Consider the following 22,100-nt stretch of genomic DNA (forward strand, 5'->3'; position numbering starts at 1 on the left):
ATAAGTTATGAATTATCAATGGGGGCAAAGATATAAAAAAAACCGCACGCCTACTAAAGACGTACGGTTTTTTAATTCCTTCTATTTGTCGGAAACTGATATTTCTTATTTATCCCAAATAAGATTTGAGCAATTTACTACGATTACTTTGTCTTAATCTTCTGATTGCTTTTTCCTTAATCTGACGCACACGCTCACGGGTCAAGCCGAATTTGTCGCCGATTTCCTCTAATGTCATTTCCTGCTGTCCGATACCGAAAAACATCTGTATGATTTCTTTTTCCCTATCGGTTAACGTAGAAAGAGCTCTATCAATTTCCCTCGCAAGAGACTCGTTCACCAAAGAGCGGTCGGCCATAGGGGAGTCGTCGTTGACCAGCACATCGAGCAAGCTGTTGTCCTCTCCTTCTACAAAAGGTGCGTCCACCGAAATGTGACGGCCGGACACCTTCAGCGTATCAGAGATTTTGTCAACAGGGATTTCCAGTTCATCGGCAAGCTCTTCAGGAGACGGACGACGTTCGTTTTCCTGCTCGAACTTGGAGAAGGCCTTGCTGATTTTATTCAGCGAGCCTACCTGGTTCAACGGAAGACGTACAATACGCGACTGCTCTGCCAAAGCCTGCAGAATGGACTGACGTATCCACCATACTGCATAACTGATGAACTTGAAACCACGTGTTTCATCGAACTTTTCGGCAGCCTTGATCAGTCCTAAATTACCCTCGTTAATCAAGTCGGGCAAACTCAAACCTTGGTTTTGGTACTGCTTGGCCACAGATACAACGAAACGCAGATTGGCACGTGTCAATTTCTCCAGTGCAACACGGTCACCCTTGCGGATGCGCTGAGCGAGCTCCACTTCCTCTTCAACAGTAATGAGGTCTTCGCGACCGATTTCCTGCAAATACTTGTCAAGAGAAGCGCTCTCTCTGTTAGTGATACTTTTTGTAATTTTAAGTTGTCTCATTCTTATAATACAGATTTGGGTTGCAAAGGTACGACAAATTATTTTGTTACAATAATTTCATCCCAACTTTTTCACCTTATTTATATCTTATCCTATATAACAAAAAGGATGCCGGTATGTATTGTACCGACACCCCCTTTTTCGCTATTGTTAGCTAATATTACAATCTTCTTACCTAACTATCCCTATTTTTTATTCTTGAGTCAAATCAACGGCATACATTGCACGTTTTCCTGACGGGAACATACCGGTGATGAACAAACCTTGCTCAGGAGACTTTCTTGCCTCTTTCATCGCCTTTTCCAAATCGTCCACCGTCTTCATCGGCACTCCGTTGGCTTTCAGAATGATGAAGCCCTTGCGGATACCTGCATCGGCCATCTTGCCATTGGTAACCCCGGTAACTTCCAGACCGTAACCCAGGTTCAACTGCTTCTTCAGCTCGGAAGATACGGGCTTGAAGGCTGCACCCAAGATTTCCATTCCGGCATCCTTCACTACCTTCGTAGTGCCTTGCTCATTCTTCAGCGTGATTTCGAATTCCTTTTCCTTCTTGTCACGAACCACTGTTACCTTCACTTTGTCGCCCGGACGGTGTTTTGCCAGCATTTCCTGCAAATCCGAGAACTTGTGAATCTTCTTGCCGTTCAATGCTATGATTACATCATTTTCCTTCAAGATGCCGGCAGCGGAACCACCTTCAACAACTTCGGCCACATAGATACCCTCTTTCACACCAAGTTCGTCGGCCTTCTTCTTCAGTTCTTCGGTCCAGCGTTCGTCCATCTGCAGGTCTGTGCTCAAATCACTACCCTTGATGCCAAGGAGCGCGCGCTGCACGGTACCAAACTGTTTCAAGTCGGCTACCACCTTTGTCATAATGCTGGTAGGGATGGCAAAACCATAGCCGGAATAAGCACCCGTGGGTGAGTAAAGCATGGCATTGATACCAACCAGCTCGCCTTTGGCATTCACCAACGCACCACCACTATTACCTTGGTTGATGGCAGCATCCGTCTGAATGAAAGACTGGATGTTTGCAGCTTGTCCATTGGAGGCAGAAGAGCCAATGGAACGGGCTTTTGCACTGACGATACCAGCTGTTACGGTAGAGTTCAGGTTGAACGGATTACCTACTGCCAATACCCATTCTCCCACCTTCAACTGGTCGGAGTCACCAACCGGAATTGTCGGGAAGTCATCCCCTTCAATCTTAATCAATGCCAAGTCCGTGCTGGGGTCAGTACCGATGATGCGTCCTTTCAGCTCACGGTCGTCATTCAGTTTCACAGTGATTTCATCAGCACCTTCCACCACGTGATTGTTCGTCACAATATATCCGTCTTTGGAGATGATGACACCCGAACCGAAACCTACACGCGGCTGGGTCTGTATCTGGCGCTGGCGTCCACGACCGTCTCCAAAGAAGAAGTCAAAAATATCCGGCTGTTCTTGCACCGTCTGAGTCTTGCTCAACTGAGTGGCACGTATATGCACTACAGCATGGAGCGAACTCTCCGCTGCTTGTGTCAAATCCACAGGCTGGGCATCCGTTGCATGGAAAGCCGCCGGTAGCAGATTATTGGGGTTCTGTTGGAACAACTCGCTGAATGCGGCAGGCTTTTCCTTATTCAGCATCTTATAAGTGGTCAATCCAGCCACTCCAGAGCTCAGGAGCACGATAGCCGCAACTCCAAGGATGTTTTTTGTTGTCTGTTTCATACTATTCTTCCTATTCTTTAAATTGTTAATATTCAAGTTTCGTTTAACATTACGACGTTAAAATAACGACAAAAAACGTTCAGTTATTCCGCTTGTCACTCTTTTTTGTTCTCTTTTAACAGAGGATATTTAGGGCTTAACAGCGGTTAACGGCAAAGACTGACAAATTAGCATTTATGTACGATTGCTGACTGTTAAAGAACTGACAGATAGGGTATAAAAAGACGCATCACCCGTTGCGGCCGAAACGGATGATGCATTTGGGGTAAACAGATGATGCGTTTATACCAAACAGATGATGTGTTCGGGCTGAACGCATCATCTGTTTTTAGAGGGCAGATAGCACCTTAATAATTCAAGTAATCAATGTCCATGTGGTAGCCCCACTGCGGGAAGTAGAGGTTACCTCCCTCCCACTCCACCTCGCCACGCTGGAAGTCGACGGTCTCGCTGCGGGGATACTGCTTTTCGGGCTGTAGCGGCATGCCGTAATCAGTGTTCACAATCATGCGCCAAGAGTCTATACCACCCAGGAAGAAATATTCTTCGTCGGCATTGCGGGCAAAGGCAGGAATGCCGAATGACTGGTCGACAGGCACCCAACCCACACCCTCGAAGTAGACTTCTGCCCAATCGTGCAGATTCCATGCACGGGGATGCATCATGAAGCCGCTCTGGAAATGTGCGGGAATACCACTGATGCGGCAAAGCGTAATGAACAGCAGGCTGACTTGGCCACAGTCTCCGTGACGGTTGTCCAACACATATTCCGGGATATTCTCAATGGTGGAATATTCGCGTGCAGAAGCCCACGGGAAGTTGTCATTCACCCAACGGAAGATACGTTTGGCTTTCAGGTAGGGGTTGGTTTCACCGGCTGTCAATTTGGCAGCAAGTTCGCGCAAGCGCGGGGAAAAGACGATATGCTTCTCACGCTCGGCAGTATATTCCTTATAAAGGGCGGTCGTCGTATCATAGGGCTGCACATCTTCCGGCTTCAGATTATGCCATTCGCCGTTGGCGGTAAACTCAAAGGTTTCGGAGAATACGGTCGGTTCGCCTTCGACAGCACGTTTCTCCATGTACAATGTACTGTGACGGCACTCGGGCGACGAAAAGGTGTATTGCGGTTCACTGGCCGAAATGAACTCGACATCCTGCTGCCGGGCCTGGTCCTGACGGGGATAGGGCAACCAGCAACGGATGATTTTCCCGGCAGGCACGGCATTGGTATCCACGGTCAACGTGTAGGTGACGCGCATGCGCTTCGGCGCAACAATGGCCTTGCCCTCCTTCTTCACAGCAGAAATGATTTCGGGCAGGTTCTCCATATTCACTTTCTCGCTGCCACTCGGCGAAGTGCCTTCCTTGGCTATCTTGATGTCATAGCAAGTGGAGTCCACACGAAACAGATTAGGTCCGGCATTGCGGAAATAGCGTTTCTCTCCATCCAGCATCATGCACTCCAAAGCTTTGGAGGCTTCCCACTGGCGCATCTGCTCATCGGTCACGTCGGGAATATACTTGCGGATATAGTCCTTCACCTGGGATTCCGTCATACAGAAATCCGTAAGCAGACGTTGGTACAGGTCGTCCTCCCAATTATAGGGCTTGCTCTCGGGCTTCGTGCTGCATGCAGAAGCCATCACAAACAGAGCGACGGTATACAATAGCTTTCTCATAACTTCACCACTCCAATACCCGGCAAATCGGGCAACGTTATCTTACCTTTCACAACCTCCATACCCTTGAAACGGTCGTTCGCAATCAGCAGACTACCGTCCAAGTCGGCAAAGTCCACTGCCGGAGAGAATTGGGAGGCAGCGGTAATGGCACAAGAGGTCTCGGTCATACATCCTACCATCACTTTCATGTCCAATGCACGTGCCAAAGTCACCATCTTCCAGGCTTCGCGCATACCGGTACACTTCATCAGCTTGATGTTGATGCCCGTAAAGGCGCCCTTCAAGCCTGCCACATCCTTCAGACGCTGAATGGACTCATCGGCAAATATGGGTAACGGGCTTTGCTGGGCGACCCATGCGATATCGTCCAGTTGTTCCTTGGGCATCGGTTGCTCTATCATGACAATTCCTTTTTCGTGCAGCCAATGTATCATATCGAGCGCATGATGTTTGTCCTTCCAACCCTGGTTGGCATCAATGGCAATCGGAAGGTCCGTCACCGAACGGATGGTCTCTATCATTTCCTTGTCGTTCTCCCGCCCCAGCTTCACTTTAAGGATATTGAACCGGTCGGCACACTCTTTCGTCTTTTCACGCACCACGTCGGCCGTATCAATGCCGATGGTGAAAGTTGTAGAGGGAGTCTTCTCCTTGTCCAAACCCCATATCTTATACCAAGGGGCTTGCAACAGTTTGCCCACAAGGTCGTGCAAGGCGATGTCCACAGCAGTTTTAGCAGCGGAATCCCCTGCCGAGAGGCTGTCTATATAAGCCAGTATATCTTCCAGCTGAAAGGGGTCTGAGAATTGGCCGATGACATCCTGCACCTTCTTCAGAAAAGCCAGTACACTGTCCATCGTGCCCAGTTCGTGTTGCAGGTACGGGGGCATGGAGGCTTCACCATAACCGATAATGCCATCATATTCTATCTCGACCTGAACGTCGGGAGTGGTAGTACGCGAGTAGGTGGCCACTGTAAAGACATGGCGCAATTTCAGTTCATAGGGGAAGAAACGCAGTTTCATTTTGGGGGTTACACCTGCCCTACTGTTCACGTTGAACAAGGAAGGAGCGTCATTTCCTCCGGCAAATACATGATTGATTGCCATGCCTGAGCCGAGTGCGGCAAAAGCGGCGGTTTTCAGGAAATCTCTTCTGTTTGACATAATTGTGTGTGTATTAAATGTGCCAATATGCTAATGGGCTAATGTGCCAATGGGCTGCGCTATGTATATGCTACGTTATGTTTGCACCGTCACGCCGCAGGTCATTGGCATATTGGCACATTAGCACATTATTACATTGAATAAAATGGATTCGTTTCCGTTGTATTGAGCGACGCCTCCTTATTTATATAAGGTAACACGCGCGTAGCGAACAACAGTCTACCGAGGTTGTATTCATCGAACAGCTCGTCGTCGGGGCTGAAGCTATTGACGCGCACATCGCCTTGCGAATGGATGAAACGCTTGTTGCCGATATACATGCCGACATGTACCACACGTTCCTTGCGTTCCGGCGTCGCCTTGCGCCCGAAGAAAATCAAATCGCCCGGCTGGAGGTTACTGAAATCAGGAGTGATATCGATATGCTCGCCCACGTATGCCTGCTGGGAAGCATCCCGCGGAATGATGATGTCGTGCATGAAAAGAACGGTGCGCATGAAGCCGCTACAATCCACCCCTTTGGAGGAAGTGCCAGCCCAAAGATAAGGGATGCCCATCATGCTATGCGCCGTGGCTATAATGCTGGCGGCATCCTGCTTCAAGGTGGCACGCCATTTCTTCTCAGGCATGGAGATGGATTTGGAGATATATCCCTGACGGCCGTCGGGATAAGCCACCTTATAAAAGGCACCTTTTGTCCCCTCCCACTTCAGGCGGTTTCCGGCAGCAACATCAGAGACGGTCTGCGATGCCTGGCTGGGCTGTGAGTAGACAAAGCCATAATGCGAAGTCACCACTATTTTCTCTGCATTGTTCCAAGCGGTCAGCTCTTCCCGCGTGACGGGATGTATGCCTACTCGGTGTACCCATGCAATGTAGTTGTCCGGTGTCTGGATACGGTACCAGCCGTCGCGCTGCAACACCCGCACCGGCATACCCATCAAGCCTTGCGTCATCATTTCTGAAGAGAAATCCGGGGCTACCCGAAGATTGCACACAGACACATTGACAATGCCATACGTCTTGCCTTCAAGTCCGGCCTCATCCGGAAGCACTTGCAGACAATCCATCACCGCATATCCTTTCTTTGCCAAACCATCCAGCAGAGCCGTCTTTGCCTCTGCCGAAGTGGTGACACCACGCAACATCACATTCTTTCCGGAGAAAGAGTAATCCACATCGAACAAAGCCACGCGCTTGTCCGGTGCAAACTTTTGTTTCAAACTGTCAGCGAGTTGCGCCACTTCTGCAGGTATTGTACGGTCACCCACTTCCGAAGCGACAGCAAAAAGCGGGATTAACAGAAATAAAGAAAAAAGAGAGGATAACTTTTTCATTGGCCAAAAGGATTTGGGGGTTATTACTAATAGCAAAGCTACGAATTTATTCCGAAATAGATACATGTTTTTAAGATAATTAAGGGTAAAGAATGAAGAATGAAGGATTCATCCGTACTGCATCCGCACACTGCACAACAAATTCTTCATCCTTCATTCTTCATTCTTCATTAATATTCCGTATCTTTGTACCCTATAAAGCAGTTGGTCGGTCTGTCGCTTGCGCCTCGTGCGTATGAGGAAAGTCCGGGCAACACAGAGCGTCCCACTTCCTAACAGAAAGCTGTCCGTGAGGGTAGAGTAACGTAGAAGAAAATAACCGCCGTCGCCCTTGGGCTACGGTAAGGGTGAGAAGGTGGGGTAAGAGCCTACCAGTCTTGTGGCGACACAAGGGCTGTGCGTCTTGGGAGTTGTAAGGTCATGTAAACCGACGTTATGAGAGTTGCTCGCTCCATGTCGGAGGGTAGACCGCTAAAGCTTGTATGGTGACATGCGGCTCAGATAAATGACAGACACTTCTTTAATGGAGAATGGATAATGAAGAATGGATAATTCCTAATTAGGCTTTTTCAGAAACAGAAGAACAGAACCCGGCTTACAGACTGACTGCTTTTTTATTGACAATGGATAATCGAGATAATAGCATGAACAAGCGTATTGCTGCCCTTTGGAAATTCCTCACCTACGACATCTGGCGTATTACGGAAGATGAAGTCACGCGAACGACCTTTTCCGTATACAATATCATCAAGACGATTTATCTTTGCATCAACCGCTTCACCAAAGACCGGATAGTAAACAAAGCCTCGGCGCTGACTTACAGTACGCTGCTTGCCATCGTACCTATTCTTGCCATTTTGTTTGCCATAGCCCGCGGTTTCGGATTCGATAATCTGATGGAAAGCCAGATTGTCAACGGTTTCGGCGGTCCTACGGAAACCACGGAAGTCATCCTGCAATTCGTGAATTCGTATTTGTCTCAGACCAAGAGTGGAATATTCATCGGAGTGGGTCTGATTATGTTGCTGTGGACAGTCCTGAATCTAATCAACAATATGGAAATCACCTTCAACCGCATCTGGCAGGTGAAAAAGGCGCGCAGCATGTACCGCAAAATAACGGATTACTTCTCTATGCTTCTGCTGATGCCCATTCTGCTGGTGGTGTCCGGTGGTCTTTCCATCTTCATGAGTACGATGGTGAAGAACCTCGAAGACTTTACCCTGCTGGCTCCCGTCGGCAAGTTTATGGTGCGCCTCATCCCCTTCGTGCTGACCTGGTTCATGTTTACAGCACTGTACGTCTTTATGCCGAATACAAAGGTCAAGCTGAAACACGCACTCATATCCGGTATTCTGGCAGGTACGGCACACCAGGCATTCCAATTCCTTTACATCAGCAGCCAGTTGTGGGTTTCCCGTTACAATGCCATCTATGGTAGTTTTGCCGCCCTTCCGATGTTTCTGCTATGGTTGCAGGTATCCTGGACCATCTGCCTATTCGGTGCCGAACTGACCTACGCCGGACAGAATATCCGGAACTTCAGCTTCGACAAGGATGCGCGCAATATCAGCCGGCGCTACCGCGATTTTATCTCCATCCTGATAATGTCCCTCATAGCCAAGCGCTTTGAACAAGACGCCCAGCCCTATACAGCCGAAGAGATATCCGAAGAGTGCCAGATTCCCATCCGGCTGACACACGAAACCCTTTATGAATTGCAGGAAATCAACCTCCTACATGAAGTGGTGACCGATGAAAAGAGTGAAGACATCGCTTACCAGCCTTCCATGGATATCAACAAAATGAATGTGGCCCTCCTACTGGACAAACTGGACACGCACGGCTCAGAAGATTTCAAAATTGATAAGGAAAATGAATTCAACAACCAATGGGGAGCATTGCTGAAGGCACGGGAGGAATACTACAAGAATGCAAGCAAGGTGCTGCTGAAGGATTTGTAAGCACGCGGAAGTCTTTCCGGAAACTCCGTATCTGCTTTCTTTTTGATTATTTTTTAGACGCGGATGACGCGGATTGGAATATTAAAAAAATCCGCGTCATCTGCGTCATCTGTGTCTAAAAAGTAAATCACCGATATTTCTCAGGCTCCACGGCACGAGTCATATCATAGGCACGGTCACTCTGACGGGATGCCACTAATTGCAGGAAATCGTCCATAGTGCCGTTACCTTATTTATATTGTATCATGCGGCTGATGTACTTACCAATGATATCGAACTCCAGATTCACCACACTGCCCACTTTGAAAGCATGGAAATTGGTATGCTCAAAGGTGTAAGGAATAATGGCCACCTGGAAAGTATCGTCGGTGGGATTGCACACGGTCAGGCTGACACCATTGACCGTTACCGAGCCTTTGTCTACCGTGATGTAGCCGCGCTTTGCCATCTCCTTGTCAAAAGCATACCGGAAAGTAAAGTAATAGCTTCCTTCCGCATCCTTTATATCGATGCAAGTGGCAGTCTGGTCCACATGTCCTTGAACGATATGGCCATCCAGCCGGCCGTTCATCATCATACTACGCTCCACATTCACTTCATCTCCCACCTGCAACAAGCCAAGATTGGAACGGTCCAGCGTTTCCTTCATGGCCGTCACGGTATAGGTATCATCTGTCAGACTGACTACCGTCAGGCAAACACCGTTGTGAGACACACTCTGGTCTATTTTTAATTCACTGACGAATGAACACTTGAAAGTAAAATGTACATTCTCCTGGTCTTTGACCATCGCCACCAATGTGGCACATTCTTCTACTATTCCGGAAAACATGGTTCTATATACTTTTAGGTTATACGCGATTTATTATTAATATGCGCAAAGATACAAAAAGCCCTTCGTATAGGTACAAAAAAAAGGAAGCTTTTCACAAAGCCTCCTTTTTCAGTTTTCAATAGGTATTAGTTTTTTTTTAAGGTAAAAAGATTGTTTTCAGGATAACGATGCAAATATAGGCGCTTTTCGTGATACTAACCAAATTAAAAAACATGTCTTATAACATCTTTTTGAGAAATCATTTAAGTTTATTATCATTTCAAAGCATTTTTCTACACCTGCAATCGTTTTCAATGGACAAATATAAGGCTATTTTCCATGAAACACTGAAATTATCCTAAAATTTTGTTTATTTCTTACCATTTAAGTAGTGTTCGTCTGTCCGCCCACTATGTTTTAACACTTTTGCGTCGATAAAGAACACTATTTCTTCGGCAATATTCGTGATGTGGTCGCCGGAACGCTCCAACTTGCGGAACACGCTCACCAGGTTCAGACAAGAGAGTGCACTCTCCGGATGCCGGCTGATGTAGTCGGCAAGAATGGCAGTGGCCTCAGCATTGATTTCATCCAGCATATTGTCCTTGGCAAACACGGCGGTAGCCAGTTCCTGGCTCTCCTCCTGAAGCGCCTGTTTTGCCTGTTCGAGCATGGAGAGTACCTGGGCTATCATCTCTTCGAGACGGAGTTGCTTGACCAGCTCAGTATCCAAAGCAGGTTCATGGCAGTTGAGGGCAAAGCGGGCAATGCCCTCTGCAAAGTCGCCCAGACGCTCCAGGTTCGTATTGATTTTGAGCATGGCAAGCACAAAGCGCAGGTCGATGGCAACGGGGTTGTAAAGGGCAATGATGTCTTCCACGTCGCTGTCTATTTTCAGTTCGAAAGCATTGACACGACGTTCGCGCACCAATACCTGCTGGGCCAGTTCCCGGTCCAGCGTAAGCACGGCATCACCTGCACGGTCGAGCTGATTATATACCAGGGTCCACATTTCGTCTATTTCCTTTTTCAGCAAGACGAGTTCAGATTCGATAAACTTCACCATAATGTTTCTATTTTAAGATTACTTTTGTACAACTTATTTTTGCTTGTATGGAACAATCCGCTACCCGAAGCGTCCCGTGATGTAGTTCTGCGTCTCCACCTTATCGGGATTCGTAAATATCTTCCGGGTATCTCCAAACTCCACCATCTGCCCCATATAGAAGAAAGCCGTATTATCACTGACACGTGCTGCCTGTTGCATGTTGTGGGTGACGATGACGATAGTGTACTGCTTCTTCAACTCGTGGATAAGCTCTTCCACCTTGGCAGTGGAGATGGGGTCGAGGGCGGATGCCGGCTCATCCATCAGCAGGACTGAAGGAGACACCGCCATGGCACGGGCTATGCAGAGACGTTGCTGCTGACCGCCGGAGAGGGCGTAGGCAGAGACTTTCAGCTTGTCCTTCACCTCGTCCCAAAGGGCGGCGCCTTTCAGAGTTTCTTCCACCCGCTGACGGATGAAGGCGTTATCGGTGATGCCATTCACACGGAGTCCGTAGGCAACGTTCTCGAAGATGCTTTTGGGGAAAGGATTGGGCCGCTGGAACACCATGCCCACGTTCTTGCGGAGTTCGTCCACTTGCACTCCTTTTCCATAGATGTCTTGTCCGTCAATGCGTATCTCGCCGGTCAGACGGGTGTCGGGAATCAAATCGTTCATGCGGTTCAGCAGGCGCAGGAAGGTAGACTTTCCACAGCCCGAGGGGCCGATGAAGGCTATCACAGACTTCTCCTCAATGTCCATGCTGATGCCTTTCAGGGCATGGAAATCGCCATACCAGAAGTTCACGTCACGGGTTTCTATCTTGTTCTTCATACCTATTGTATATGTTTTCAATTCGTCTTAATCTTCTTCTCAAAGTATTTCCGCAGGGCGTTTGCCAACAGATTCACCAGGAGGATAATCAGTATCAGCACCAATGCTGTGCCATAAGCGATGGGAAGCTGCGCTTCCATATCCGTACCGCTGGTAGAGATGACATAGAGGTGATAAGGAAGCGCCATGCACTGGTCGAAGATACCGGTCGGCAGTTGCGGCAGGAAGTAGGCGGCACAGGTGAAAAGGATGGGTGCCGTCTCGCCCGAAACGCGCCCCAGCGCCAGAATCAGTCCGGTGATGATATTGGGCATTCCCATCGGCAGGATGACATGCCAGATGGTCTGGAGCTTGGTGGCTCCCAACGCGCGGCTTCCTTCGCGCATGCTGTCGGGGATGGCTTTCAGTGCTTCTTCCGTGGTGCGGATAACCAAAGGCAGACTCAGCAAGCCCAGTGTCAACGAACCTGCCAGGATGCTGTCTCCAAAATCCATATAGTTGACGAACAGTGCCATGCCGAACAGACCGAACACGATGGAAGGGATGCCGCTCAGATTATTCGTCATCATCCGTATGAAGCGTACTACCCAGCCTTTCGGCACATACTCATTCATATAAATGCCGCTCATCACTCCCACCGGAAAAGCAAACAAGGCACTACCCGCCATCAAACAGAACGTACCTACAATGGCAGGAAGGATTCCGCCGGCAGTCATACCGTTGGTAGGAGCTGTAGTGAGGAACTCCCAATCGATGACTCCTATACCTTTATATATAATGAAACCGAGGATTGCAAAAAGAATCCCCACCACACTCAGGCTCAACAGACGGAACAAGCCGAATGCCATGTTTTGCGAAAGATGCTTCCTATTAACCATATCTATCTTCTTTTATTTTCGTCTTGGCGAAACCGCTTCCACCGTGAAGTTTATCAATAAACTGATGAAGAACAGCACAACACCCAGCAGGAACAATGCTTCGTAGTGAGGTCCGCCGGCAGGCGCCTCGCCCAGTTCGGCGGCAATCGTTGCCGGAATGGTGCGCAGCGGTTCCAAGATGGTATGGGGAATGACGGCGGCGTTGCCTGTCACCATCAGCACAGCCATCGTCTCGCCCACCGCACGGCCGATGCCTAACACCACCCCGGAGGTGATGCCCGAAATGGAGTAAGGAATCACCACCTTATATATAGTTTGCCATTGCGATGCTCCCAGTGCCAAGCTGGCTTCGCGCATGGCGCGGGGACAATTCCTCATCGCGTCTTCTGTCACCGTTATGATGGTGGGCAACGCCATAATGGCAAGCACAATACTGCCCGCCAGCCCGCTCTCGCCTACCGGCAAGTTGAACACCTGCTGCAAAAACGGCACAATGACAATTAAGCCGAAAAAGCCGTAGACCACCGACGGTATGCCACTCAGCAACTCAATGATGGGCTTCAGCAGATTCCTTACCCGGGAATTGGCTACCTCCGACATATAGATTGCCACCGACAGACCAAACGGCAATGCAAAGAGGATGGCAAACAGACTGACCCACAGCGTCCCCGTAATGAGCGGCAAAAAGCCGAACTGCGCAGCAGGTGTTGCCGTGGGAAACCATTCGGCACCGGCAAAGACGTCCTTCACCGAAATGGTGTTGTCTTTCAGCAGATGCACCGAGTCTGGACGGACGATGAACTGCTGCGGTACAAAGGCTATAATGCCAGGCGTACGCTCCACCAGCTCCGTAATGCAGGCACCTGCATTTTCGTAGGAAGCGCCCAACTGCTCTTCCGTATAATACAGTGTGATGTCCTCCAAACGGAAAAGGCGGATAGGAAGGTCCTCCCCTCCCACTTCGTTCCAGTTTGTCAGCTCTTCATCAAAGACATTCTTTATCTGTGCCGGAGTCAGTTCGCCCACCCGGTTCTCCTTATTCAAGGCCAATACATACCCTTCTTCTATCACCTTGCTGCTGAACAAGCCCAGCGCTTCGGAAAAGAGGAACACGACGATAAGTACGATGGTAAGACTCGTCACAAAGCCGCTACAAGCCAGTATACCTTCTACAATCTTCTCAAAAATCTTTTTCATGTTGCCTATTGATTTCTGTATGCAAAGGAACGAGCCGGATGTTAAGGCAGTGTGACTAACGTTTGAAAGAAATGTTTCAAAGGTGTTACAAAACTGTTACAACGACTTAAAGTACACCCCATGTAACACATTTGTAATATCCATTGCCTTAATTTGCATCATGCGTTGAGCCAGATTACATGATGCATACCATCGGTTTACATCATGTGTTTGCCCCAATTGCATTATCTGTTTACCCTATTTGCATCATGTGTTTTATGAAGACAAGAGAATTACTTCTACTCCTCGCACTGACAGCCACCACTGGCATGCAGGCGCAACGCATCAAAGGCAGCGATACCGTGCTCCCCATAGCGCAGCAGACCGCCGAACGCTTTATGACCCTGAACCCCTCTGCCCGTGTCACCGTGACCGGCGGCGGAACCGGTGTCGGTATTTCAGCCCTGCTGGACCAGACCACGGACATCGCCATGGCTTCCCGCGCCATCAAGTTCAGCGAAAAGATGAAAGCCAAAGCCGCCGGAGAAGACTTGGCAGAAGTTCCCATCGCCTACGATGCCCTTGCCGTAGTGGTCCACCCCTCCAACCCAGTGAAACAACTGACCCGCCAACAACTGGAAGATATCTTCCGGGGCAAAATCACCAACTGGCAGCAAGTGGGCGGAGACGACCGCAAAATCGTAGTCTACTCCCGCGAGACTTCCTCCGGTACCTACGAGTTCTTCAAGGAAAGCGTACTGAAAAACAAGAACTACATGAGCAGCAGTCTCTCCATGCCTGCCACGGGAGCCATTATCCAATCCGTCAGCCAAACTCGCGGAGCCATCGGATATGTGGGTCTAGCCTATGTATCGCCGCGTATCAAGACGCTCGCCGTTTCATACGACGGGCAACATTATGCCGCTCCCACGCTGGAGAATGCCATCAATAAGACTTATCCGATAGTACGCCCGCTATACTATTATTATAACCGGAAAAACGCTTCGGTCATAGCCCCTCTGCTCGATTTCATTTTGTCTGCCGCAGGACAGAAAATCATCAAAGAGAGCGGATATATCCCGGTACATAACGAATAAATCTTCATTCTTCATTCTTCATTCTTCATTTTTTTACCCTATCTTTGTCCCCACGATACGAAAATAGTAACATTATGGCAGAAATAAAGAGCGAAGAAACAAGCGAAAAAAAGAGCTTGAACTTCATTGAGCAAATAGTAGAAAACGATTTGAAAGAAGGTAAAAACGGGGGAAAAGTACAAACACGCTTCCCGCCCGAACCGAACGGTTACCTCCACATCGGACACGCCAAGGCCATCTGCCTTGATTTCGGTATTGCCGCTGCACACGGCGGTGTCTGCAACCTGCGTTTCGATGACACCAACCCCACCAAGGAAGATGTGGAATATGTAGAAGCCATCAAGGAAGACATCCAGTGGCTGGGCTACAAATGGGGTAACGAATATTACGCTTCCGACTATTTCCAGCAATTGTGGGACTTCGCTATCCGCCTCATCAAGGAGGGCAAGGCATACATCGACGAACAGACTTCCGAGCAGATTGCCGCCCAGAAAGGAACTCCCACCCAGCCCGGTGTGGAAAGTCCCTACCGCAACCGTCCTATCGAAGAAACACTGGATTTGTTCCAGAAGATGAACAGCGGCGAGATTGAGGAAGGTGCCATGGTGCTCCGCGCCAAGATAGACATGGCAAGCCCCAACATGCACTTCCGCGACCCTATCATCTACCGTGTAGTGAAGCATCCGCACCATCGCACGGGCACCACTTGGAAGGCTTATCCGATGTACGACTTCGCCCACGGGCAAAGCGACTTCTTCGAAGGCGTGACACACTCGCTCTGCACACTGGAGTTTGTGCCCCACCGTCCACTCTACGATCTCTTCGTGGACTGGGTGAAGGAAGGCAAAGACCTCGACGATAACCGCCCCCATCAGTATGAGTTCAACAAACTGAACCTCAGCTATACGCTGATGAGCAAGCGCAACCTGCTGACTCTAGTCAAGGAAGGCTTGGTAAACGGTTGGGACGACCCCCGTATGCCGACTATCTGCGGTTTCCGCCGTAGGGGATACTCTCCGGAGTCCATTCATAAGTTCATCGACAAAATAGGATATACAACCTACGATGCGCTCAATGAATTCGCCCTGCTGGAAAGCGCCGTGCGCGAGGACTTGAACGACCGCGCCACCCGCGTATCTGCCGTACTGAATCCGGTGAAGCTTATCATCACCAACTATCCCGAAGGGCAAGTGGAAGAGATGGAAGCCGTCAACAACCCCGAACATCCCGAAGAAGGCAACCACGTCATCGAATTCAGCCGCGAACTTTGGATGGAGCGCGACGACTTCATGGAAAATGCTCCGAAGAAATATTTCCGCATGACACCGGGACAAGAGGTACGTCTGAAGAACGCGTACATCGTGAAGTGTACCGGCTGCAAGAAGAACGACGCCGGTGAAATCACCGAAGTATATTGCGAATATGACCCTGATACCAAGAGCGGTCTGCCCGGAGCCAACCGTAAGGTGAAAGGCACCATCCATTGGGTAAGTTGTGCCCACTGCCTCGAAGCAGAAGTACGTCTCTACGACCGTCTGTGGAAAGTGGAGAACCCGCGCGATGAGCTTGCCGCCATCCGCGAAGCGAAGAACTGCGACGCACTGACAGCCATGAAAGAAATGATCAACCCCGACTCCCTGAATGTGCTGCCCTGCTGCTACATCGAGAAGTACGCTGCCGGCATGCAGCCCCTCTCCTACCTGCAGTTCCAACGTATCGGTTATTTTAATGTTGACAAAGATTCTACGCCAGAAAAAATGGTATTCAACCGTACTGTAGGTCTGAAAGACGTTTGGGGTAAAATCAATAAATAAGAATATGAGTAAAAAAAACCTGCTGTCCGGAAGAGACAAAGAACTGCAAGAAATGGCAGAACAATATGAAGCTGCCAAAGCAGAGAACAGAACCATCTATCTGGACGCAGACGACTTAGCCGACCTCGCAGACTGGTATGCCGTGCATCATAAATATGCCATGGCTACCGAGGTCGTAGAGTATGGCTTGGGAATACATCCGGATAATACGGCTCTGCTGGTGGAACAGGCATACTTGTTCCTCGACACCCAGCATAAAGAGCAAGCCAAAGATATATTGGAACGGATTGCCGAAGAATCTTCCGAAGTGAAAGTGCTGAAAGCCAACCTACTGTTGGGCGAAGGCAAAGAAGCAGAAGCAGAAGCGATACTCGACAGCATAGACGATAAGGACGACCTGGCCAACATCGTCGATGTATCCTATATGTACATTGACATGGGATTCCCGGAAAAAGCATTGACATGGCTGACGCGCGGACTCGAAAAATATGCCGAAGAAGAAGCCTACCTTGCCGTCACCGGCGACTGTTACTACGCCCAGGGACTGTTTGAAAAAGCCACCTTCTTCTTCAATAAGCTGATTGACAAGAATCCGTATTCGGCTCCTTACTGGTTTGGACTGGCCCGTTGCTACTTTGACCAGCAGATGTTCGACAAAGCAATCGAAGCATGCGACTATGCCACGGTGGCCGATGACGAGTTTGCCGATGCCTACCTGATGAAAGGACATTCCTTCTTCCAATTGGGAAATGAGGAAAGTGCCATGGAGAACTACCTGCAGGCCGAAAAATTCCATCTTGTCTCCCACGGTTTCATCAACACCTTCATCGGTCTGAACAAAGCCTCCAAAGGAGAATGGAAAGAAGGATACGACTATCTGGAAAAAGCCATAACGGCCGAAGACAGCCATGACTTCGCCTTGCCTTCTCTTTATGCCAATGCAGCCCTATGCCTGCACAAGATGGGAAAGAAACGCAAAGCACACCAGTATTGTAAAAAAGCATACGACCTGGCACCCGAAGAGATAGACCCGTACTTGATTGAGGGGCGCATCTACATGGAAGAAGGTGAGTATGAGAAAGGTGTGAAAAAATGGGCCAAAGCCTTAGAGTATGCCCCCTATGCAGATACCTGGCACGAAATAGGCATGTGTAGCATGGAAATAGGACAACTGAGCTATGCCAAGCTGGCCTTTGAACATGTCAAAGAGATGGAGCCGGACTTTGAAGGTATCAACGAAAGGCTGACCTCTCTGTATATGCTGCTCAAAGACAAAGAGAACTTCATGAAGTACAACCAGCTGTGCGAACATCCGTTCAGGCTGGAAGAGTTGGATAGATTACAGCAGATACTACAAGAAGATAATCAGGAAGAGCTGGCCCTAGTGATGAAGAATATTTTCAATGCATTACAATAATAGTAATTATATACCACTAATCTAGCAAATGGAATCAGTAGCCTTTATCCAATGGTGTCTCGACCACCTCAATTACTGGACCATCACTTTATTGATGGCCATTGAAAGTTCGTTTATTCCCTTCCCCTCGGAAGTTGTAGTCCCTCCTGCCGCTTGGAAAGCCGCCAACAATGACAACATGAATATATATCTGGTGGTATTGTTTGCAACCATAGGGGCAAATATCGGAGCATTGATAAACTACTATCTGGCAAAATGGCTGGGACGCCCCATCATTTACAAGTTTGCCAACAGCCGTTTCGGGCACATGTGCCTCATCGACGAAGCCAAAGTGCAGCATGCGGAGGAATACTTTGACAAGCATGGAGCCGTATCAACCTTTGTCGGCCGCCTGATACCTGCTGTTCGCCAGTTGATATCCATCCCTGCCGGTCTGGCACGCATGAAGCTGGGAACTTTCTTGCTGTACACCACCTTGGGTGCAGGCCTTTGGAATTCCATCCTGGCTTTTATCGGCTATTACTTGTCCACAGTACCCGGCATTGAGAACGAGGAACAGCTGCTTGCCAAAGTAACGGAATACAGCCATGAGATAGGTTATGTATTTATCGGAATCGGCGTACTCATCGTGGCATTCTTCATCTATAAAGGCATGAAGAAGAAATAAAAAAGAAAACGGTATGATAATAAAAAAGCGGTGGACAGCATGATAAATTCTGTCCACCGCTTTTTATTGCTTATCCCAAATCCAAACTTTCTACTTTACAGCTGCAATAGCTTTATCATAGTCAGGTTCTTGCGTAATTTCAGGTACCAATTCCGTATAGGCAATCTTACCATCTTTGCCGATAACCACTACCGAACGCGCCAGTAGACCTGCAAGCGGTCCGTCGGCCATGCGTACCCCGTAGTTTTCATCAAAATCGGAAAAACGGAAATCAGACAAAGGAATCACATTCTCAATACCCTCCGTTGTACAGAAACGTGCATGTGCAAAAGGCAAATCCTTGGAGATTGCCAACACTACCGTATCGGGCAGGCCGGCAGCCAGTTTGTTGAACTTACGTACAGAAGTAGCGCACACACCAGTGTCAAGGCTGGGGAAAATATTCAAAATAACATTCTTCCCGTTCAGTTCCTTCAAAGAGAATGAAGACAAATCTGTTTTTACCAATTCGAAATCGGGGGCAACAGAGCCCACCTTTATAAATTCACCGATAACCTTTACCGGTTGTCCTTTAAATTTTGTTGTAGCCATAGTTTTATCAAATTATATGTATACATAACAAATTACATACAGAAAAAGTTCACCCGAAACTTTTTTCCGGATAAACTGTTATTCTACAGACGAATTAATGATAATCACTTAAAAAATTAAATTCACATGAAAACTATTTTTGACGAACTTCAGCAGGAAGTAAAGAATTGGTGGATTTCACTCATTCTTGGTATTCTTTATGTAATAGTGGCTATAAGCCTGATGTTCTCCCCTCTCAGCGGGTATGCGGTATTGAGCATTCTGTTCAGCGTCTCCATGTTGTTCAGCGGTCTGCTGGAAATATCCTTTGCAGTAAGTAACCGTAGAAGGGTATCCAGTTGGGGATGGTATCTGGCTGGAGGTATCATCGACATGATTCTGGGATTCTACCTGATAACCTACCCAATGCTCAGCATGGAAGTCATTCCATTCATCATTGCCTTCTGGCTGATGTTCCGCGGCTTCTCATCCGTAGGCTATGCCATGGACCTCAAAAGATACGGGACAAGAGACTGGGGATGGTATGTTGCTTTCGGTATTCTTGCCGTCATCTGCTCGCTCATCATCTTGTGGCAACCGGCAGTAGGCGCCCTTTACGCCGTGTACATGATTTCGTTTGCATTCCTGATTATAGGTTTCTTCCGTATCATGCTGTCATTCGAGCTAAAAAACCTGCACAAGCGCGGGAAAGAGTGGAAGGAAAAGAAAGAGAAAGAAGTATCGGCCGAATAAGTAGCCCACACGAAGCGTGTCAAAAGGAATCCCACCTTTGACACCTTCGTTTAGCCGAATTGCTCAATAACGTCTCAGAAAACGGAACATCGTAGTCCGTGACACTCCCATCTGCCGGGCAAGTTCGGCACACGACTCTCCTCTTTGGTGCTCCCTTACAAGTTTCCTCTTGTTCGCATAGAGTATCTTCATCTTGGGTGTGTCCCCTTTCTTCCTGCCCAGATGTTTTCCTTCTTTCCTCCGTCGTTCCAAGGCTTCTTTGGTGCGCATGGAAATCAGATTACGCTCTATCTCGGCCATCAGTCCAAAAGCAAAACCCAGCACTTTGCTGTTGATGTCATTCTGAAACACATACCCCTCTTTGGTACTGTACAGCACCACTCCCCTTTTGATGCAGGAGTTAAGAATGGTCATTATCTCCAGCAGTGTCCGGCTAAGCCGTGAAATCTCCGTTATAATCAAGGAGTCTCCCGGTTTCATCCGGTCCAACAAGCCCGCCAGTTTACGCTCTTTGCTACTCACTTTTCCGCTGACCGTCTCCATGTACCATCTGTCGATACTCAACCCATTCTTCTCCGCGAAGCGTATAATTTCCTCGCGCTGATTCTCTAAAAACTGTTTTTCTGTACTTACTCTTAAATAAGCTACTACTGCCATAATTGATAAACGTTTATTGGTTATTATTCACCACCAAAGAACGGTTATTCAAGTAAGAGTGGCAACACACAACTATGACTCTCTATCACAGAGGATCACATTATGGACATCCCTCGAAGTCAGGGAAGACTTCTCGGTAACCATCTCAAATATGCCTATAAACAAAGAAAACAGCCCCACTGAAGCTGTTTTCTGAAATTAGTTCATAAAAAATTGATACTATGTAGTTTCATAGTATACTCTTCTTCATTTCATTCACTATGTATCTCACATCCTCATCCGTCACATAAGGACCACTCGGCAAGCAAAGACCACGCTTGAACAAGCCTTCACTAATGCCATTCACATAGGCAGGATTATTTGCATATACCGGCTGGAGATGCATGGGCTTCCATAAGGGACGGCTCTCGATACCGGCTTTATCCAAGCAAACACGCATGGCCTCTACATTACGGTTAGGCTCACAAGAAGTATGGGCACTCACTGACTCATGCGTAACACCGGCGGCACCACCTACGGCGCCTTTTACTGTCTCACGGTAGGCATCCTCCTCACCTCTCACATGCAGATTCCCGTCAAGCAGTACCGTGTTCAGCCAATAATTGCTGTCATAACGTCCGGAAGGATTCTCATGAAGCGTGATTCCCTCCACATCAGCCAACAGCTCACGATACAGACCGCACAGATGCTTATGGTGCGCTATGTGCTCATCCACCACCATCATCTGACCGCGGCCGATTCCGGCACAAATGTTACTCATCCTATAATTATAGCCTATACGCTCATGCTGGTAGTAGGGATAGGACTCACGGGCCTGGGTAGCATAGAACATTATCTCACGCTTGGACTCTTCATCAGGGCAAATCAAAGCACCGCCACTGCTGGTGGTTATCATCTTGTTGCCATTGAAAGAAAGCACACCATATTTGCCAAAAGTTCCGAGGACTTGCCCGTCAAACTTGCTTCCAAAGCCTTCGGCGGCATCCTCTATGACCGGAATACCATATTTATCTGCCACTGACATGATTTGGTCTGTCTTGTAGGGCATCCCATACAAAGCCACCGGAACAATCGCTTTGGGTTTCCGACCGGTCTTGTTGATACGATCCTCGATAGCTTTCTCCAAAAGAACCGGGTCCATGTTCCATGTATCAGCCTCAGAATCCACGAATACCGGAGTGGCACCGAGATAGGTCACCGGATGGGAAGAGGCACAAAAGGTAAAGCTTTGTACTATCACTTCGTCACCCTGACCAACTCCGCAAGCGAGCAGGGCCAGGTGTACCGCTGCTGTACCTGCACTCAAGGCCACTACCTTTTTATCCTGTCCCACGAAGCGTTCCAAATCCTGCTCGAAGGCATTCACATTAGGACCGAGGGGTACTACCCAGTTGGTATCGAAGGCTTCCTGTATGAAGCCCATCTCCTTGCCGCTCATGTGAGCGAGGCAAAGATATATTCTCTTATCCATAAAATTATAAATGAATTTCTTTTCAAAGAAGTGCAATGAATATTATGAAGATATCTCTCT

19 protein-coding genes, 1 other RNA gene and 1 pseudogene are annotated in these 22,100 nt (G+C 48.4%); 7 read left to right on the top strand and 14 right to left on the bottom strand.

Features of this window, described 5'->3' with window-relative positions; all coding sequences use genetic code 11:
- Positions 1-109: 109 nt before the first annotated feature.
- The 5 genes from DW039_RS11745 to DW039_RS11765 all read right to left on the bottom strand — a co-directional run bounded on the left by DW039_RS11745 (position 110) and on the right by DW039_RS11765 (position 6,880).
- On the bottom strand, positions 110-970 hold the full coding sequence (locus tag DW039_RS11745) for an RNA polymerase sigma factor RpoD/SigA (RefSeq protein WP_002561589.1): 861 nt from the start codon (positions 968-970) through the stop codon (positions 110-112).
- Positions 971-1,162: 192 nt separating this feature from the next.
- Complete coding sequence (locus DW039_RS11750; protein ID WP_005831283.1) at positions 1,163-2,692, bottom strand: Do family serine endopeptidase; 1,530 nt, start codon at positions 2,690-2,692, stop codon at positions 1,163-1,165.
- A gap of 347 nt (positions 2,693-3,039) precedes the next feature.
- Positions 3,040-4,374, bottom strand: a complete 1,335-nt coding sequence (locus tag DW039_RS11755) for a transglutaminase family protein (RefSeq protein WP_120381972.1) — start codon at positions 4,372-4,374, stop codon at positions 3,040-3,042.
- Positions 4,371-5,543, bottom strand: a complete 1,173-nt coding sequence (locus DW039_RS11760) for a dipeptide epimerase (protein ID WP_009038253.1) — start codon at positions 5,541-5,543, stop codon at positions 4,371-4,373. The genes DW039_RS11755 and DW039_RS11760 overlap by 4 nt, the downstream gene beginning before the upstream one ends.
- Positions 5,544-5,674: 131 nt before the next feature.
- Positions 5,675-6,880 carry an NlpC/P60 family protein gene (locus DW039_RS11765; RefSeq protein ID WP_117589585.1) on the bottom strand — a complete coding sequence of 402 codons (1,206 nt, stop codon included), beginning with the start codon at positions 6,878-6,880 and terminating at the stop codon, positions 5,675-5,677.
- A 200-nt stretch (positions 6,881-7,080) separates the two neighbouring features.
- On the opposite strand from DW039_RS11765, the gene rnpB reads away from it, so the two are divergent.
- Together rnpB and DW039_RS11775 are read left to right on the top strand one after the other, a co-directional pair.
- An RNA gene (rnpB, locus tag DW039_RS11770) (RNase P RNA component class A) lies at positions 7,081-7,494 on the top strand.
- Between the two features lie 30 nt (positions 7,495-7,524).
- A complete protein-coding gene (locus DW039_RS11775) occupies positions 7,525-8,844 on the top strand; it encodes a YihY/virulence factor BrkB family protein (RefSeq protein WP_005832288.1) in 1,320 nt (439 codons plus the stop codon).
- Positions 8,845-8,980: 136 nt separating this feature from the next.
- On the opposite strand, the pseudogene DW039_RS11780 reads toward DW039_RS11775, so the two are convergent.
- From DW039_RS11780 to pstC, 6 genes and pseudogenes are all read right to left on the bottom strand, one after another.
- Positions 8,981-9,061, bottom strand: a pseudogene (locus DW039_RS11780) (NAD(P)H nitroreductase); the annotation flags it as partial.
- A gap of 12 nt (positions 9,062-9,073) precedes the next feature.
- Positions 9,074-9,676, bottom strand: coding sequence for a riboflavin synthase (locus tag DW039_RS11785; RefSeq protein ID WP_005832292.1), 603 nt, complete (start codon positions 9,674-9,676; stop codon positions 9,074-9,076).
- Between the two features lie 352 nt (positions 9,677-10,028).
- On the bottom strand, positions 10,029-10,724 hold the full coding sequence (gene phoU, locus DW039_RS11790; RefSeq protein WP_120381973.1) for a phosphate signaling complex protein PhoU: 696 nt from the start codon (positions 10,722-10,724) through the stop codon (positions 10,029-10,031).
- A 60-nt stretch (positions 10,725-10,784) separates the two neighbouring features.
- Positions 10,785-11,540, bottom strand: coding sequence for a phosphate ABC transporter ATP-binding protein PstB (gene pstB / locus DW039_RS11795; protein ID WP_016274364.1), 756 nt, complete (start codon positions 11,538-11,540; stop codon positions 10,785-10,787).
- A 17-nt stretch (positions 11,541-11,557) separates the two neighbouring features.
- Positions 11,558-12,418 (bottom strand): phosphate ABC transporter permease PstA, encoded by an 861-nt coding sequence (gene pstA / locus DW039_RS11800; protein ID WP_057089507.1) that lies wholly within the window; start codon positions 12,416-12,418, stop codon positions 11,558-11,560.
- A gap of 12 nt (positions 12,419-12,430) precedes the next feature.
- Positions 12,431-13,615, bottom strand: a complete 1,185-nt coding sequence (gene pstC, locus DW039_RS11805; RefSeq protein WP_005831308.1) for a phosphate ABC transporter permease subunit PstC — start codon at positions 13,613-13,615, stop codon at positions 12,431-12,433.
- 257 nt (positions 13,616-13,872) lie between these two features.
- On the opposite strand from pstC, the gene DW039_RS11810 reads away from it, so the two are divergent.
- The 4 genes from DW039_RS11810 (at position 13,873) to DW039_RS11825 (ending at position 18,589) form a co-directional block, all read left to right on the top strand.
- Entirely contained in the window at positions 13,873-14,691 is an 819-nt protein-coding gene (locus tag DW039_RS11810; RefSeq protein ID WP_117703159.1) for a PstS family phosphate ABC transporter substrate-binding protein, read from the top strand.
- A 74-nt stretch (positions 14,692-14,765) separates the two neighbouring features.
- Positions 14,766-16,505, top strand: coding sequence for a glutamine--tRNA ligase/YqeY domain fusion protein (locus tag DW039_RS11815; RefSeq protein WP_117703160.1), 1,740 nt, complete (start codon positions 14,766-14,768; stop codon positions 16,503-16,505).
- Positions 16,506-16,509: 4 nt separating this feature from the next.
- Positions 16,510-17,922 (top strand): tetratricopeptide repeat protein, encoded by a 1,413-nt coding sequence (locus DW039_RS11820; protein ID WP_120129815.1) that lies wholly within the window; start codon positions 16,510-16,512, stop codon positions 17,920-17,922.
- A gap of 28 nt (positions 17,923-17,950) precedes the next feature.
- Positions 17,951-18,589 carry a DedA family protein gene (locus tag DW039_RS11825; RefSeq protein WP_005831315.1) on the top strand — a complete coding sequence of 213 codons (639 nt, stop codon included), beginning with the start codon at positions 17,951-17,953 and terminating at the stop codon, positions 18,587-18,589.
- 90 nt (positions 18,590-18,679) lie between these two features.
- Here DW039_RS11825 and tpx read toward each other — a convergent pair whose 3' ends face one another.
- A complete protein-coding gene (gene tpx, locus DW039_RS11830; protein ID WP_005831317.1) occupies positions 18,680-19,180 on the bottom strand; it encodes a thiol peroxidase in 501 nt (166 codons plus the stop codon).
- Positions 19,181-19,306: 126 nt separating this feature from the next.
- Here tpx and DW039_RS11835 point away from each other — a divergent pair, with 126 nt between their 5' ends.
- Positions 19,307-19,912, top strand: coding sequence for an HdeD family acid-resistance protein (locus tag DW039_RS11835; RefSeq protein WP_008664823.1), 606 nt, complete (start codon positions 19,307-19,309; stop codon positions 19,910-19,912).
- A 63-nt stretch (positions 19,913-19,975) separates the two neighbouring features.
- On the opposite strand, the gene DW039_RS11840 is transcribed toward DW039_RS11835, so the two are convergent.
- A complete protein-coding gene (locus DW039_RS11840) occupies positions 19,976-20,569 on the bottom strand; it encodes a master DNA invertase Mpi family serine-type recombinase (RefSeq protein ID WP_005831322.1) in 594 nt (197 codons plus the stop codon).
- Between the two features lie 229 nt (positions 20,570-20,798).
- Positions 20,799-22,040 carry a DegT/DnrJ/EryC1/StrS aminotransferase family protein gene (locus DW039_RS11845; RefSeq protein ID WP_120381974.1) on the bottom strand — a complete coding sequence of 414 codons (1,242 nt, stop codon included), beginning with the start codon at positions 22,038-22,040 and terminating at the stop codon, positions 20,799-20,801.
- Positions 22,041-22,100 lie beyond the last annotated feature (60 nt).

Source organism: Bacteroides sp. AF39-16AC, assembly GCF_003602735.1.
GTDB classification, from domain to species: Bacteria; Bacteroidota; Bacteroidia; order Bacteroidales; family Bacteroidaceae; genus Bacteroides; species Bacteroides uniformis.

Bases quoted from the DNA above. Each gene is read 5' to 3' on its own strand.
- DW039_RS11745 (WP_002561589.1), bottom strand. From the start codon at position 970: ATGAGACAACTTAAAATTACAAAAAGTATCACTAACAGAGAGAGCGCT.
- DW039_RS11750 (WP_005831283.1), bottom strand. From the start codon at position 2,692: ATGAAACAGACAACAAAAAACATCCTTGGAGTTGCGGCTATCGTGCTC.
- DW039_RS11755 (WP_120381972.1), bottom strand. From the start codon at position 4,374: ATGAGAAAGCTATTGTATACCGTCGCTCTGTTTGTGATGGCTTCTGCA.
- DW039_RS11760 (WP_009038253.1), bottom strand. From the start codon at position 5,543: ATGTCAAACAGAAGAGATTTCCTGAAAACCGCCGCTTTTGCCGCACTC.
- DW039_RS11765 (WP_117589585.1), bottom strand. From the start codon at position 6,880: ATGAAAAAGTTATCCTCTCTTTTTTCTTTATTTCTGTTAATCCCGCTT.
- DW039_RS11775 (WP_005832288.1), top strand. From the start codon at position 7,525: ATGAACAAGCGTATTGCTGCCCTTTGGAAATTCCTCACCTACGACATC.
- DW039_RS11785 (WP_005832292.1), bottom strand. From the start codon at position 9,676: ATGTTTTCCGGAATAGTAGAAGAATGTGCCACATTGGTGGCGATGGTC.
- phoU (WP_120381973.1), bottom strand. From the start codon at position 10,724: ATGGTGAAGTTTATCGAATCTGAACTCGTCTTGCTGAAAAAGGAAATA.
- pstB (WP_016274364.1), bottom strand. From the start codon at position 11,540: ATGAAGAACAAGATAGAAACCCGTGACGTGAACTTCTGGTATGGCGAT.
- pstA (WP_057089507.1), bottom strand. From the start codon at position 12,418: ATGGTTAATAGGAAGCATCTTTCGCAAAACATGGCATTCGGCTTGTTC.
- pstC (WP_005831308.1), bottom strand. From the start codon at position 13,615: ATGAAAAAGATTTTTGAGAAGATTGTAGAAGGTATACTGGCTTGTAGC.
- DW039_RS11810 (WP_117703159.1), top strand. From the start codon at position 13,873: ATGAAGACAAGAGAATTACTTCTACTCCTCGCACTGACAGCCACCACT.
- DW039_RS11815 (WP_117703160.1), top strand. From the start codon at position 14,766: ATGGCAGAAATAAAGAGCGAAGAAACAAGCGAAAAAAAGAGCTTGAAC.
- DW039_RS11820 (WP_120129815.1), top strand. From the start codon at position 16,510: ATGAGTAAAAAAAACCTGCTGTCCGGAAGAGACAAAGAACTGCAAGAA.
- DW039_RS11825 (WP_005831315.1), top strand. From the start codon at position 17,951: ATGGAATCAGTAGCCTTTATCCAATGGTGTCTCGACCACCTCAATTAC.
- tpx (WP_005831317.1), bottom strand. From the start codon at position 19,180: ATGGCTACAACAAAATTTAAAGGACAACCGGTAAAGGTTATCGGTGAA.
- DW039_RS11835 (WP_008664823.1), top strand. From the start codon at position 19,307: ATGAAAACTATTTTTGACGAACTTCAGCAGGAAGTAAAGAATTGGTGG.
- DW039_RS11840 (WP_005831322.1), bottom strand. From the start codon at position 20,569: ATGGCAGTAGTAGCTTATTTAAGAGTAAGTACAGAAAAACAGTTTTTA.
- DW039_RS11845 (WP_120381974.1), bottom strand. From the start codon at position 22,040: ATGGATAAGAGAATATATCTTTGCCTCGCTCACATGAGCGGCAAGGAG.